At 70.4% G+C, this 13,106-nt stretch carries 14 protein-coding genes and 1 riboswitch; of the genes, 12 read left to right on the top strand and 2 right to left on the bottom strand.

The features are described 5' to 3' along the window. Window positions 1–54: 54 nt before the first annotated feature. Together ABD679_RS15190 and pncB are read left to right on the top strand one after the other, a co-directional pair. Complete coding sequence (locus tag ABD679_RS15190) at window positions 55–939, top strand: glycosyltransferase family 2 protein (protein ID WP_344760851.1); 885 nt, start codon at window positions 55–57, stop codon at window positions 937–939. Next, entirely contained in the window at window positions 936–2,120 is a 1,185-nt protein-coding gene (pncB, locus tag ABD679_RS15185; RefSeq protein WP_344760850.1) for a nicotinate phosphoribosyltransferase, read from the top strand. Before ABD679_RS15190 ends, pncB begins: the two co-directional genes overlap by 4 nt. A gap of 65 nt (window positions 2,121–2,185) precedes the next feature. On the opposite strand, the gene pyrF is transcribed toward pncB, so the two are convergent. Then, window positions 2,186–2,998, bottom strand: a complete 813-nt coding sequence (gene pyrF / locus ABD679_RS15180; RefSeq protein WP_344760849.1) for an orotidine-5'-phosphate decarboxylase — start codon at window positions 2,996–2,998, stop codon at window positions 2,186–2,188. A 165-nt stretch (window positions 2,999–3,163) separates the two neighbouring features. Next, on the bottom strand, window positions 3,164–4,822 hold the full coding sequence (ettA, locus tag ABD679_RS15175; protein WP_344760848.1) for an energy-dependent translational throttle protein EttA: 1,659 nt from the start codon (window positions 4,820–4,822) through the stop codon (window positions 3,164–3,166). A 232-nt stretch (window positions 4,823–5,054) separates the two neighbouring features. On the opposite strand from ettA, the gene ABD679_RS15170 reads away from it, so the two are divergent. The 10 genes from ABD679_RS15170 (at window position 5,055) to thiL (ending at window position 13,078) form a co-directional block, all read left to right on the top strand. Then, window positions 5,055–5,549: an RcnB family protein gene (locus ABD679_RS15170; RefSeq protein WP_344760847.1), complete on the top strand. Its 495-nt coding sequence runs from the start codon at window positions 5,055–5,057 to the stop codon at window positions 5,547–5,549. A gap of 158 nt (window positions 5,550–5,707) precedes the next feature. Beyond that, the gene (gene glyA / locus ABD679_RS15165; protein ID WP_344760846.1) at window positions 5,708–6,976 is read left to right on the top strand and encodes a serine hydroxymethyltransferase; all 1,269 of its coding nucleotides are present in this window, start codon (window positions 5,708–5,710) and stop codon (window positions 6,974–6,976) included. Between the two features lie 102 nt (window positions 6,977–7,078). Beyond that, window positions 7,079–7,612: a transcriptional regulator NrdR gene (gene nrdR, locus ABD679_RS15160; RefSeq protein WP_344760845.1), complete on the top strand. Its 534-nt coding sequence runs from the start codon at window positions 7,079–7,081 to the stop codon at window positions 7,610–7,612. A 64-nt stretch (window positions 7,613–7,676) separates the two neighbouring features. Then, complete coding sequence (ribD, locus tag ABD679_RS15155; RefSeq protein ID WP_344760844.1) at window positions 7,677–8,783, top strand: bifunctional diaminohydroxyphosphoribosylaminopyrimidine deaminase/5-amino-6-(5-phosphoribosylamino)uracil reductase RibD; 1,107 nt, start codon at window positions 7,677–7,679, stop codon at window positions 8,781–8,783. A 114-nt stretch (window positions 8,784–8,897) separates the two neighbouring features. Further along, window positions 8,898–9,096, top strand: a riboswitch (FMN riboswitch). A 76-nt stretch (window positions 9,097–9,172) separates the two neighbouring features. Further along, window positions 9,173–9,790: a riboflavin synthase gene (locus tag ABD679_RS15150; protein ID WP_344760843.1), complete on the top strand. Its 618-nt coding sequence runs from the start codon at window positions 9,173–9,175 to the stop codon at window positions 9,788–9,790. After that, entirely contained in the window at window positions 9,787–10,902 is a 1,116-nt protein-coding gene (gene ribB, locus ABD679_RS15145; protein WP_344760842.1) for a 3,4-dihydroxy-2-butanone-4-phosphate synthase, read from the top strand. The genes ABD679_RS15150 and ribB overlap by 4 nt, the downstream gene beginning before the upstream one ends. Window positions 10,903–10,971: 69 nt before the next feature. Beyond that, window positions 10,972–11,439: a 6,7-dimethyl-8-ribityllumazine synthase gene (gene ribH / locus ABD679_RS15140; RefSeq protein WP_344760841.1), complete on the top strand. Its 468-nt coding sequence runs from the start codon at window positions 10,972–10,974 to the stop codon at window positions 11,437–11,439. Then, a complete protein-coding gene (gene nusB / locus ABD679_RS15135) occupies window positions 11,436–11,906 on the top strand; it encodes a transcription antitermination factor NusB (protein WP_344760840.1) in 471 nt (156 codons plus the stop codon). Before ribH ends, nusB begins: the two co-directional genes overlap by 4 nt. Before the next feature lie 3 nt (window positions 11,907–11,909). Next, window positions 11,910–12,119 carry a hypothetical protein gene (locus ABD679_RS15130; protein WP_344760839.1) on the top strand — a complete coding sequence of 70 codons (210 nt, stop codon included), beginning with the start codon at window positions 11,910–11,912 and terminating at the stop codon, window positions 12,117–12,119. Between the two features lie 5 nt (window positions 12,120–12,124). Beyond that, entirely contained in the window at window positions 12,125–13,078 is a 954-nt protein-coding gene (gene thiL / locus ABD679_RS15125) for a thiamine-phosphate kinase (protein WP_344760882.1), read from the top strand. Window positions 13,079–13,106: the final 28 nt, after the last annotated feature.

Raw genomic sequence — 13,106 nt, 5'->3', positions numbered from 1 at the left:
AAGACGCTGGTGAAGACGGAACGCTGCCGCAGGCACGTGCGGACGGGCGCTAGCGTGGACGCCGAACCGGCTCCGGCAAGCGGCATCGCCGCCATCGTCGTCACCCACGAAAGCGCGGCGACGATCGACGACTGCCTGTCGCGGCTGCGCGCTGCGCAGGGCGTGTCGCAGGTGCGCGTGGTCGACAACGACTCGCGCGACGCCACGGTGGCGATCGTGCAGCGCCATGCGGCGGCCGATCCGCGCGTGCACTTCATCGCCAATCCCGACAACCCGGGCTTCGCCGTGGCCTGCAACCAGGGCGCGCACGACAGCGACGCGCCGTGGCTGGCCTTCGTCAACCCGGACTGTCTCGTCGAACCCGACGTGCTCGCGCGCCTGCTGGCGCATGCCGGTGCCGCCGGCGGCGACGTACTGCTCGGCGCCGACCTCGTAGGCGAGACGGGCGTACGCGACGGCGCGGCGCGGCGCAACGATCCCGACTTCGCCGCCATGCTGCGCGGCCCGTTCCGGGCGCGCGCCGGCCGGCCGCTGGACGTGGCGGTGGACGACGCGCAGGTCCTGCAGCCGGTGGAAGCGGTGTCCGGCGCGCTGATGCTGCTGCCGCGCGCGCTGTTCGAGCGCATCGGCGGCTTCGACGAGGGCTACCGCCTGCACGTCGAGGACCTCGACCTGTGCCGACGCGCGCGCGAGGCCGGCGCGCAGGTCGCGGTCGCCAACGACGTGCGCGTGGTGCACGTGCGCGGGGTGTCCAGCCGTTCGCGGCCGGGGTTTTCCGAGTGGCACAAGCACCGCGGGATGTGGCGCTACTTCAGCCGCTTCGAGGCGCCGCGGCGCGGCGTCGCGGTACGCGCCGGCGTGTGGCTGGCGATCTGGCTGCACTGGCTGTCGCGGCTGCCGGCGGTGCTGCTCGCACAACGCGGCGCGGAGGCGGGATGATCATCCAATCGCTGCTCGACACCGACCTGTACAAGTTCACGATGATGCAGGCGGTGCTGCACCAGCACCCGGGTGCGCAGGCCGAATACCGGTTCCGCTGTCGTACGCCGGGCGTGGACCTGGCGCGGCACATCGACGCGATCTCCGACGAGATCGACCACCTGTGCACCCTGCGCATGCGCCCGGAGGAACTGGACTACCTGCGCGGGCTGCGTTTCATCAAGCCGGACTTCGTCGACTTCCTGGGGCTGTTCCAGTTCCAGCGCAGGTTCGTGACGCTGCGGCCGTCGGCGCAGGTGCCCGGCGAGATCGAACTGGAAGTCGCCGGGCCGTGGCTGCACACGATCCTGTTCGAAGTGCCGCTGCTGGCGATCGTCAACGAAGTGTATTTCCGCGACACGCAGGGCGCGCCGGACGAGGCCGAGGGCCTGCGCCGGTTGCACGCCAAGATCGAGCGGATCAACGCGGCGGTCGGCTACGAGGACTGCCGCATCACCGACTTCGGCACCCGCCGGCGCTACTCGCGCGCCTGGCACGAGGCGCTCGTCCCGTACCTGGTCGAAGGCTTGGGCGAGAAATTTTCCGGTACCAGCAACGTCGACCTGGCCCGCCGCCACGGCCTGGTGGCGCAGGGCACGATGGCGCACGAGTGGCTGCAGGCTTTCCAGGCGCTGGGTCCGCGGCTGCGCGACTCGCAGGTCGCGGCGTTCGACGCCTGGGCGCACGAGTACCGCGGCGACCTGGGCATTGCACTGACCGACGTGATCGGGCTCGACGCGTTCGTGCGCGACTTCGACATGTACTTCTGCAAGCTGTTCGACGGCATGCGCCACGACTCCGGCGACCCGGTGGCCTGGGGCGAGCGGCTGATTGCGCACCTCGCTGAAAACCGGGTGGATCCGCGCGGCAAGGTATTCGTGTTCAGCGACGGCCTCGACATCGACGAGGTGATGCGCCTGTACGCGCACTTCCGCGGCCGCTGCCGGATGTCGTTCGGCATCGGCACCAACCTGACCAACGACCTTGGCCCGACGCCGCTGAACATCGTGCTGAAGATGGTCCGCTGCAACGGCCAGCCGGTGGCCAAGATCAGCGACTCGCCGGGCAAGGGCATGTGCGACGACCCCGGCTACCTGGCGTACCTGCGGCAGGTGTTCGACCTGCCCCCGGAACCTGCGTAGCCGGTGTGGTCCTGTAGGAGCAGCTGAAGCCGCTCCTGCACTGTCCCGCAGGGCGCCGGCGACGCTCAGCGGTGGCGGTTGATCCCGTCGCGCAGCGCCTTGGCCGCCGATGCCGCGGCTTCGGCGTAATCGTCGCCGCCGGAGGCGTACAGGATCGCGCGCGAGGAACTGACCAGCAGGCCGGCGCCGTCGGACGCCAGGCCGTTGTCCACCACCGCCTTGACGTCGCCGCCCTGCGCGCCGACGCCGGGGATCAGCAGCGGCATGTCGCCGACGATCGCGCGCACTTCGCGCAGCTGTCGAGGCCAGGTCGCGCCGACGACCAGCGCGCAGTTGCCGTTGCCGTTCCAGTCGCGCGCGACGCGCTCGGCGACGTGCTGGTAGAGCGGACGACCGCCGGCGTCGAGGTCCTGGAAGTCGCTGGCGCCGGGATTGGAGGTGTGGCACAGGATCACCACGCCCCGGTCGGCGCGGTCGAGGAAAGGTTGCACCGAGTCCCGGCCCAGCCAGGGATTGGCGGTGACGGCGTCGGCCTCGTAGCGGTCGAACGCTTCGGTCGCGTAGTGCTGCGCGGTGGAGCCGATGTCGCCGCGCTTGGCGTCGAGGATCACCGGGATGCCGGGATGCGCGGCGTGGATGTGCGCGATCAGCCGCGACAGCGCGTCTTCGGCATCGCGCGCGGCGAAGTGCGCGATCTGGGGCTTGAAGGCGCAGGCGTACTCCGCGGTGGCGTCGACGATGTCGCGGCAGAAGGCGAACACCGCGTCGGCGTTGCCGGTGAAGCCGGGCGGGAACTTCGCCGGCTCGGGGTCGAGGCCGACGCAGACCAGGGAGTTGGCGTCACGCCAGCGGTTCTTCAGGGCCGTTGCGAAATTCATCCCGCCATCCTCATGTCCCTGCCGTTTCCTGTGTGCGTTGTCGTGATAGTCCCGTCATCCCGGGCATGGCGAGGGGACCGCTGTTCCCGGAGCACAAGCAGATCCCTCGCTACGCTCGGGATGACGCAGTGGCAAAGGCGTGCGCTGCGCGCACGCGCCACTGCGTCACTTCAGCGCCTTGAACCGAAGCCGGTGCGGGCCGGCGTCGTCGCCGAGGCGGCGCTTCTTGTCTTCCTCGTACTCGCGGTAGTTGCCCTGGAAGAACTCCACGTGCGAGTCGCCCTCAAAGGCGAGGATGTGGGTGGCGATGCGGTCCAGGAACCAGCGGTCATGGCTGATCACGAACGTGTTGCCGGGGAACTCCAGCAGCGCGTCTTCCAGCGCGCGCAGGGTTTCGATGTCGAGGTCGTTGGACGGTTCGTCGAGCAACAGCACGTTGCCGCCCTGCAGCAGGGTCTTGGCCATGTGCAGGCGGCCGCGTTCGCCGCCCGACAGCGTGCCGACCAGCTTCTGCTGGTCCTGGCCCTTGAAGTTGAAGCGGCCGATGTAGGCGCGCGACTGGATCTCGATGCCGTTGATGTTGAGGATGTCCAGGCCGCCGGAGACTTCCTGGAAGACGTTGTGGTCGCCCTCCAGCTTGTCGCGGCTCTGGTCGACGTAGGCTAGGTTCACGGTCGGGCCGATGTCGATTTCGCCCGAGTCCGGCTTTTCCTGCCCGGTGATCATCTTGAACAGCGTCGACTTGCCGGCGCCGTTGGGGCCGATGATGCCGATGATCGCGCCCGGCGGCGCCTGGAAGCTCAGGTTGTCGATCAGCAGGCGGTCGCCGAAGCGCTTGGAGACATTCTTGAACTCGATGACCTTGTTGCCCAGGCGCTCGCCCGGCGGGATGAAGATTTCGTTGGTTTCCTGGCGCCTCTGGTAGTCGACCGACTGCAGCTCCTCGATCCGCGCCAGGCGCGCCTTGCCCTTGGAGCGGCCACCCTTGGCGTTGCTGCGCGCCCACTCGAGCTCCTTCTGGATCGCCTTCTGGCGCGCTTTCTCCTGCGACTCCTCGCGCTTGAGGCGGTCTTCCTTCTGCACCAGCCACTCGGTGTAGTTGCCCTTCCACGGGATGCCGCGGCCGCGGTCGAGTTCGAGGATCCACTCGGCGGCGTTGTCGAGGAAGTAGCGGTCATGGGTGACGGCCACGACGGTGCCGGTGTAGCGGGCGAGGAATTGCTCCAGCCATTCCACCGACTCGGCGTCGAGGTGGTTGGTCGGTTCGTCGAGCAGCAGCATGTCCGGCTTCTGCAGCAGCAGCCGGCACAGGGCGACGCGGCGCTTCTCGCCGCCGGACAGCTTGCCGATCACCGCGTCCCACGGCGGCAGGCGCAGCGCGTCGGCGGCGACTTCCAGCTGGTTCTCCAGAGTGTGCGCGTCGCCGGCGGCGAGGATGGCTTCGAGGCGCTCCTGCTCCTTGGCCAGCTTGTCGAAGTCGGCCCCTTCCTCGGCGTAGGCGGCGTAGACCTCGTCCAGCCGCGCCTGCGCCTGCAGGATCTCGCCGACGCCTTCCTCGACGGCCTCGCGCACGGTCTTTTCCGGATCCAGCTCCGGCTCCTGCGCCAGGTAGCCGACCTTGATGCCGGCCTGCGGGCGCGCCTCGCCGACGAAGTCGGTGTCCACGCCGGCCATGATCTTGAGCACCGTGGATTTGCCGGCGCCGTTCAGGCCCAGCAGGCCGATCTTGGCGCCGGGGAAGAACGACAGCGAAATGTCCTTGATGATCTGGCGCTTCGGCGGCACGGTCTTGCTGACGCCGTTCATGGTGTAGATGTATTGCATGGAAGCTCCGGAGCGACAGCCGCGGCGGTGCCGGCGGCGTGAAACCAGCCGCGCCCGCGCGCTGGGCGCCGGCGGCAGGAGGCCTGGGGAAGCGTCAATTATAGCCGCTGGCGCGCGCCACCGAAGAGCTGGCCGGTGCCTGAACGCGGGGGCCGTGGAACCGGCCGGGCCGGGCAGGATTCAGCCGCGCCGGGCCATGCTCACCCCACGCACACACGTGGAGGAACGCCAGATGTCCGTCTCCCTGAGGCTTTCAGCCCTCCTGCTCGCGCTTGCGGCGGTGGTGGCCCTGCCGGCGTCGGCCGCGGGCCGCGACCATGACCGCGGCAAGCGCGGCCACGACCGCCAGGATCACCACGGCCAGTACGACCGCCACCGCGGCGACCGGCGCCAGGCGCTCCGCTTCAACAACCGCGGCAACAACCGCGGCAACAACCGCGGGCACGACCGGCGCATCATCGTCCGGCAGCCCCCGCGCGTGGTCTACCGCGAGCGCACGCGCTACGTGCCGCGCCCGGTCGTGGTGCACCGCGGCCCGCCGCCGTGGGCCCGCGGCGGGCGCTACTACGGTCCCGGCTACGGCCGTACCTACGTGGTCAACGACTACTACAACTACGGCCTGCGCCGGCCGCCGAACGGCTATTACTGGCGCCGCAGCGACGCCGGCGACTACCTGCTGGTCGCGATCGCCACAGGCATCATCGCCGACCTGATCCTGCACCACTGAGGCAGCGGGAGCATCGCAAGGGGCGCGCCAGCCGGTGCGCCCCTTTTCGTGGGAGCGGTCATGGCCGCGATTGGCCCGGGCATTCGATCGCGGCCCTGGCCGCCCACACCCGGAGCGCGGGCTACAATTGGGCGGACCCCAGCCCTCCCGGAGAGACGATGTTCCCGCGCGACGCCCGCATCGAAGGTTACGACCCCGAACTCGCCCAGGCCATCGCCGACGAGAACCGTCGTCAGGAAGACCACGTCGAGCTGATCGCGTCGGAAAACTACGCCAGCCCGCGAGTCATGGAAGCCCAGGGCAGCCAGCTCACCAACAAGTACGCCGAAGGCTATCCGGGCAAGCGCTACTACGGCGGCTGCGAGTACGTCGACGTCGCCGAGCAGCTGGCCATCGACCGCGTGAAGCAGCTGTTCGGCGCCGACTACGCCAACGTGCAGCCGCACTCGGGCTCGCAGGCCAACCAGGCCGTGTACTTCGCCCTGCTGCAGCCGGGCGACACCATCCTCGGCATGTCGCTGGCCCACGGCGGCCACCTCACCCACGGCGCCAGGCCCAACCTCAGCGGCAAGGTCCTCAACGCCGTGCAGTACGGCGTTAATGACGACGGCCTGATCGACTACGACGAAGTCGAGCGCCTGGCCGTGGAACACAAGCCGAAGATGGTTGTGGCCGGCTTCTCGGCCTACTCGCAGGAAATCGACTGGGCGCGTTTCCGCGCCATCGCCGACAAGGTCGGGGCGTGGCTGTTCGTCGACATGGCCCACGTCGCCGGCCTGGTCGCCGCCGGCGCCTACCCCAACCCGGTGCCGCACGCGCACGTGGTCACCTCGACCACGCACAAGACCCTGCGCGGCCCCCGCGGCGGCATCATCGTCGCCAGCCGCGAGGGCGCGGGCGACAAGTTCGACGAGATGACCAAGAAGCTGCAGAGCATCGTCTTCCCCGGCATCCAGGGCGGCCCGCTGATGCACGTGATCGCGGCCAAGGCGGTGGCGTTCAAGGAAGCGCTGGAGCCGGAGTTCAAGGCCTACCAGCAGCAGGTGGTGAAGAATGCGCAGGCGATGGCGAAGGTGATCATCGACCGCGGCTACCGGATCGTCTCCGGCGGTACGAAGAACCACCTGATGCTGGTCGACATGATCGGCAAGGGCATCACCGGCAAGGACGCGGAAGCCGCGCTCGGCAGGGCCAACATCACCGTCAATAAGAACGCCGTGCCCAACGACCCGCAGAAGCCCTTCGTCACCTCCGGCCTGCGCATCGGCACGCCCGCGGTCACCACCCGCGGCTACAGGGAGCCCGACTGCGTGGCGCTGGCGAACTGGATGTGCGACGTGCTGGACAACCCGAAGGACGAGAACGTCATTGCCGGCGTGCGCGAGAACGTGATCAAGCAGTGCGTGCAGTTCCCGGTGTATGGCTGACATGGCGGGAATCGGGAATCGGGAACCGGGAATCGTCGAAGCAGACGAGGCCCGACTGCGGTTTCCACGATTCCCCATTCCCGATTCTCCACTGGCTTCCTGATGCATTGCCCCTTCTGCCAGCACGCCGACACCCGCGTCATCGACTCGCGCGTGAGCGAGGATGGCGCCACGATCCGCCGCCGCCGCGAGTGCGAAGCCTGCGGCGAGCGCTTCTCGACGCTGGAAACCATCGAGCTCAAGCTGCCGGCGATCATCAAGTCCGACGGCCGCCGCGACACCTTCGACGCGCGCAAGCTGCGCCAGAGCTTCGACCGCGCGCTGCACAAGCGCCCGGTGTCGGAGGAGCAGATCGAATCGGCGGTGCGCGCGGTGATCCACCAGCTGCGCATGACCACCGAACGGGAACTGCCGTCGCGCCGCGTCGGCGAATTCGTGATGGCCGAGTTGCGCAAGCTCGACCACGTCGCCTACGTGCGCTTCGCCTCGGTGTACCGCTCGTTCGAGGACGTGGCCGACTTCCGCGAGGAGCTCGACCGTCTCGAACGCGACCTGCCCGGCGAAGGCCAGCTGCCGCTGCTCGGCGCCGAGGTGGTGCCGTTCGACAAGCATGCGGACAAGGGCAAGAAGCGCTGAGCGGCGCTGGCGTCGGGGAAGCTTTTTTTGACGTTGCGCACCTTCCATCGTCACCGGAGAAGCAATGACCGATTTCACGGCGAATGACCACGCCATGATGGCCCGCGCCCTGCGCCTGGCCGAGCGTGGCATCTACACGACGCGGCCTAACCCGATGGTCGGCTGCGTCATCGCGCAGGGCGACGAGGTGGTGGGCGAGGGCTGGCACCAGCGCCAGGGCGGGCCGCACGCGGAGGTATTCGCGCTGGAGCAGGCAGGCGATCGTGCGAAAGGCGCGACGGCCTACGTCACGCTGGAACCCTGCGCGCACACCGGCAGCACCGGGCCGTGCGCCGATGCGCTGGTTGCCGCGGGTGTCGCGCGCGTGGTGGCGGCGATGCGCGATCCGTTCCCCGAAGTCGACGGCAAGGGCTTCGACCGCCTGCGGGCGGCCGGCATCGCGGTCGAGTCGGGGCTGATGGAGGCGCAGGCCGAAGCACTCAACCGCGGCTTCCTGTCGCGCGTGCGGCGCGGCCGGCCGTGGCTGCGGATCAAGCTGGGCTGCAGCCTCGACGGGCGCACGGCGATGGCCAATGGTGATTCGAAATGGATCACCGGCGAGGCGGCGCGTGCGGACGTGATGCGCTGGCGTGCGCGCAGCGGCGCGATCCTGACCGGTTCGGGCACGGTGCTCGCGGACGATCCGCAGCTGACGGTGCGGTTCCACGACGACACCGAATTCGCGCCGCCGCTGCGCGTGGTGCTCGACACCGGGCTTGCCACCATCGCCCGCGGCAAGGTCCGCGAAGGCGATGCGCCGACGCTGTACCTGCACGCGCCAGACGCCAAGCCGCCGCGCGAATTCGCCGCCGAGCGCGCGCCGGTGGCGCTGCGCGACGGCGAGCTGGACCTGGAGGCGGTGCTGGCGCTGCTGGCCGCGCGCGGCATCAACGAGGTGCAGGTCGAGACAGGGGCCACCCTGGCCGGCGCCTTCCTGCGCGCCGGGCTGGTCGACGAACTGTTGTTCTACATGGCCCCGGTGCTGCTGGGCGAACGCGCGCGCCCGCTGTTCGACGGCCTGCGCATCGAGCAGATGGCGCAGCGGATGCAGCTGCGCACCGTGGAGACGCGTCGCGTCGGCGACGACCTGCGGCTGCTGCTGCAGCCACAGCCCGCCGTCGCGGACGCCTAGCAGGCGCGCCCGAAGCCGTTCCGGAACACCGCTGCCGGGACACTGCGTCCGGCCGGGCAGGGTGCCGGCGGATGCTAGAATCGCGCCGCCGGGTTTCCCGGCGCAACCACAACCAGACGTCTTCAGGGCGGGGCGAAATTCCCCACCGGCGGTAGGCGCGGCGCCCCGGACAGGGGCCACGCGCGAGTCCGCGAGCGCTTCCGCAGCCGGCGATGATTCGCGGCTGGCGGAAGGTCAGCAGATCCGGTCGAATGCCGGAGCCGACGGTTGGAAGCCACTGGCTTCCTCACAGTCCGGATGAAAGAAGACAGCAGTGCGCGGCCCCAGGGACGCGCGTCTGCCGCATGCCCCGGGACGTTTTTCATTGCCCAGCGCGAGGAAAACGTTTCATGTTCACAGGACTTGTCGAAGGTGTCGGCCACCTGGCCTCGCGCGAGGAGCGCGGCGGCGATGCGCGGCTGCGGATCGGCGTGGGCACGCTGCCGTTCGCGGGCGTCGTACAGGGCGAAAGCATCGCGGTCAACGGCTGCTGCCTGACCGTGGTGGCGTTCGATGACGCCCACTTCGAGGCCGATGCCTCCAACGAAACCCTGGCCCTGACCACGCTCGGCGCGCTGCCGGTGGGCGCGGTGCTGAACCTGGAGCGCGCGATGCGCGCGGACGACCGCCTCGGCGGGCACCTGGTCAGCGGCCACGTCGACGGCACCGGGCGCGTGCGCAGCGTCGAGCAGGACGCACGCGCGCAGCGCTGGACGTTCGATGCGCCGGCGCCGCTGCTGCGCTACATCGCGAAGAAGGGTTCGATCTGCGTCGACGGCGTCAGCCTCACCGTCAACGCGGTCGACGACGCCGGCTTCGAGGTCGCGCTGGTCCCGCACACGGTCGCGCACACCGCGTTCGCGCAGGCGAAGGTCGGCGATGCGGTGAACCTGGAGGTCGACCTCGTCGCGCGCTACGTCGAGCGACTGCTGTCTGCAGGTGCGTTCATGACGGGAGCAGGCGCATGAGCTTCGCCACTGTCCCCGAACTGCTGGAAGAGCTGCGCGCCGGGCGCATGGTCGTGGTGGTCGACGACGAGGACCGCGAGAACGAGGGCGACCTGATCATGGCCGCCGAGCTGGTCAAACCGTCGGACATCAACTTCATGGTCACCCACGCGCGCGGGCTGGTGTGCCTGTCGCTCACCCGCGAGCGCTGCGCCCAGCTCGGGCTGCCGCCGATGGTGCGCGACAACACCTCGGCGCACCACACCAACTTCACCGTCAGCATCGAGGCGGCCGAGGGCGTGACCACCGGCATCTCCGCCTACGACCGCGCCCACACCATCCGCACCGCGGTGCGTCCCGACGCGCAGCCGCGCGACCTCGCCCAGCCCGGCCATATCTTCCCGCTCACCGCGCAGCCGGGCGGCGTGCTCAGCCGCGCCGGCCACACCGAGGCGGCGATGGACCTGGCCATGCTTGCCGGGCTGGAGCCGGCCGGTGTACTGGTCGAGGTGCTCAATCCCGACGGCAGCATGGCGCGGCGGCCGCAGCTGGAGGCGTTCGCGCGCGAACATGGCCTCAAGATCGGTTCGATCGAGGACCTGATCCGCCACCGCCTGGAAACCGAGCACACGGTCGAGCGCGTCGACGAACGCGACATCGATACCGACCACGGCGCGTTCCGCCTGCACACCTACCAGGACCGGCTCAGCCGCACGCTGCACTTTGCGCTGGTACGCGGCGACGCCGACCCGGCCACGCCGACCCTGGTGCGCGTGCACATGCACAACCGGCTGGCGGACGGCCTGCACTGGCGGCGCGCGGATTTCGGCCCGCTGGTCGGCGACGTGCTCGCCGCGATCGACCGCGAGGGCCGCGGCGCGCTGGTGCTGCTGGGCGAGGCCCATCGCAGCGAGGCCGAGCAGGCCGAAGCGCTGCTCGCGCGCATCCGCCAGCAGCCGCAGGCGCAGCCCGCGCGCGCCGGCGCGCTGGCGGAATGGCGCCGCAACGGCGCCGGCAGCCAGATCCTGGCCGACCTGGGCTACGGCAAGCTGCGGGTGCTGGGCACGCCGCGCAAGCAGGTCGGGCTGGCCGGGTTCGGGCTGGAGGTCGTCGAATACGTCGACGCGGCGTGAAGCGCGCCGCGCCGGCCGCCTCCGGCCGCGCGGGGTAAACTGTCGGCCCTCGTTTCCCAGCCCCCACGCATGCCCCACTACGAAGGCGACCTCAAAGCCCCCGCCGGCGCGCGCTTCGCGATCATCGCCAGCCGCTGGAACCCGCGCATCAGCGACGCGCTGGTGACCGGCGCGCGCGAGACCTTCGCCGGCCACGGCATCGCCGAGGACGCGGTCGACGTGGTGCGCGTGCCCGGCGCGTGGGAAATCCCCGCCGTGGCCGCGCGCATCGCCGCAGGCGGCGGGCACGCGGGCATCCTCGCGCTGGGCTGCGTGATCCGCGGCGATACGCGCCACTTTGAGCACGTCGCCGACCGCTGCGCCGAAGGCCTGATGCGGGTGTCGCTGGACTACCGCATGCCGGTCGCCAACGGCGTGCTCGCGGTCGACGAGCAGGAAGACGCCGAGCGTCGCGCGGGCGGCAGCCATGGCAACAAGGGCGAGGAATGCGCGCTGGTCGCGATCGAAATGGCCAGCCTGGCCGGGAAGCTGCCGTGAGTGGCCGTCCGACCCGCCGCCGCGACGGCATCGACCCGGTCGCGCGCTCGCGCTCGCGCCGGCGCGCGCTGCAGGCGGTGTACGCGATGCAGCTCTCGGGCGCGAACGCGAAGAACGCGATCGCCCAGTTCGCCCACGAGCAGGCGCATGAAGTCGCCGACCTCGAGTACTTCGAGGACTTGGTGGGCGGGGTCGAGAAGCACCGGCGCGAGCTGGACGCCTCGCTGCAGCCGTTCCTCGACCGCGGCATCGAGGAGGTCGACCAGATCGAACGCGCCATGCTCCGCATCGCCGCCTACGAACTGCAGCACCGGCTCGACGTGCCGTACCGGGTCATCATCGACGAGGCGCTCAAGGCGGTGAAGCGCTTTGGTTCCGAGCACGGCCACACCTACGTCAACGGCGTGCTCGACCACGCCGCCGCGGACTGGCGCGCGCTGGAGATGCAGGCCGCGCGGGACCGGTGAACGATGGCCACGCGCTGCCGCGAATGCAAGCAGCGTGAGGCGGTCCCCGGCGCCGCCCATCCGCTGCTGATACTGCCGCTGCGCCTGTTCGGCCTGCGCGCCGACCGCGACGACTGGTGCCGCGGCTGCGCCCACGTCGTCAATGGCTCCGGCATCATGGTCTGGACGGTGCTGGTGGCCGCGGCGCTGTGGCTCCTGCATCGGGTCGCGTGACGCGCATGCCTGCCGAATTTTCCCTGATCGATGCCATCGCCCGCCGCGCCGCCGCGCGCGACGACGTGGTGCTCGGCATCGGCGACGACGCCGCGATCCTCGCCGTGCCCGCCGGCCGCCAGCTGGTGGTGGCGATGGACACGCTCAACGCCGGCGTGCATTTCCCGGAAGACACTGCAGCCGCCGACATCGGCTGGAAGGCGCTGGCGGTGAACCTGTCCGACCTCGCCGCGATGGGCGCGCAGCCGGCGTGGTGCACGCTGTCATTGTCGCTGCCGGAGCCCGGCGCGGGTTGGGTCGACGGTTTCCTCGACGGGTTCCTCACGCTCGCCGCGCTGCACGGCGTCGCCCTGGTCGGCGGCGACACCACGCGCGGGCCGCTGTCGGTCTGCGTGACCGCGCACGGCCTGGTCGAGGCGGGCAGGGCGCTGCGCCGCGACGGCGCGTGCGTCGGCGACGACCTGTGGGTGACCGGCGCGCCCGGCGATGCCGCGGGCGCGCTGGCGCAGTGGCGCGCCGGTGGCGAACGCGACGCCGCCCTGCGCGCGCGGCTTGACCGGCCGACGCCGCGGGTCGAGGCCGGCCTTGCGCTGGCGGCCGTCGCACACGCGGCGATCGACGTGTCGGACGGCCTGTTGGCCGACCTCGGCCACGTCTGCGCGGCCAGCGGCATGGGCATGGAAGTCGAACTCGACGCGCTGCCGGCGTCGCCGATGCTGGCGGCGGCATTCGATCCCGGGCAACGGCGCGTCCTGCAGTGCACGGGCGGCGACGATTACGAACTGTGCTTCACCGCTGCGCGCGAGCAGCGCGAAGGCATCGCGGTGATCGCCGAAGCGGTGGGCGTCGCGATGACCCGCATCGGCCGCGTCGTCCCCGGCGACGCGGTCGTCGCGCTGGAGTGCGACGGCCGGCGCTGGGATCCGCCGCGGCGGGGGTTCGAGCATTTCGCGGATTGACGGGACAGGGCATTCCAATTCCCTCGTA

It is taken from the genome of Luteimonas lutimaris (genome assembly GCF_039537065.1).
GTDB lineage: Bacteria > Pseudomonadota > Gammaproteobacteria > Xanthomonadales > Xanthomonadaceae > Luteimonas > Luteimonas lutimaris.
Note: the sequence above shows the minus strand (reverse complement) of the source record. Positions and strands in the feature narration are given on the sequence as shown.

Bases quoted from the DNA above. Each gene is read 5' to 3' on its own strand.
- ABD679_RS15170 (WP_344760847.1), top strand. From the start codon at position 5,055: ATGTCCGTCTCCCTGAGGCTTTCAGCCCTCCTGCTCGCGCTTGCGGCG.
- ettA (WP_344760848.1), bottom strand. From the start codon at position 4,822: ATGCAATACATCTACACCATGAACGGCGTCAGCAAGACCGTGCCGCCG.
- pncB (WP_344760850.1), top strand. From the start codon at position 936: ATGATCATCCAATCGCTGCTCGACACCGACCTGTACAAGTTCACGATG.
- thiL (WP_344760882.1), top strand. From the start codon at position 12,125: ATGCCTGCCGAATTTTCCCTGATCGATGCCATCGCCCGCCGCGCCGCC.
- glyA (WP_344760846.1), top strand. From the start codon at position 5,708: ATGTTCCCGCGCGACGCCCGCATCGAAGGTTACGACCCCGAACTCGCC.
- ribB (WP_344760842.1), top strand. From the start codon at position 9,787: ATGAGCTTCGCCACTGTCCCCGAACTGCTGGAAGAGCTGCGCGCCGGG.
- ABD679_RS15150 (WP_344760843.1), top strand. From the start codon at position 9,173: ATGTTCACAGGACTTGTCGAAGGTGTCGGCCACCTGGCCTCGCGCGAG.
- ribD (WP_344760844.1), top strand. From the start codon at position 7,677: ATGACCGATTTCACGGCGAATGACCACGCCATGATGGCCCGCGCCCTG.
- pyrF (WP_344760849.1), bottom strand. From the start codon at position 2,998: ATGAATTTCGCAACGGCCCTGAAGAACCGCTGGCGTGACGCCAACTCC.
- nrdR (WP_344760845.1), top strand. From the start codon at position 7,079: ATGCATTGCCCCTTCTGCCAGCACGCCGACACCCGCGTCATCGACTCG.
- ABD679_RS15130 (WP_344760839.1), top strand. From the start codon at position 11,910: ATGGCCACGCGCTGCCGCGAATGCAAGCAGCGTGAGGCGGTCCCCGGC.
- ribH (WP_344760841.1), top strand. From the start codon at position 10,972: ATGCCCCACTACGAAGGCGACCTCAAAGCCCCCGCCGGCGCGCGCTTC.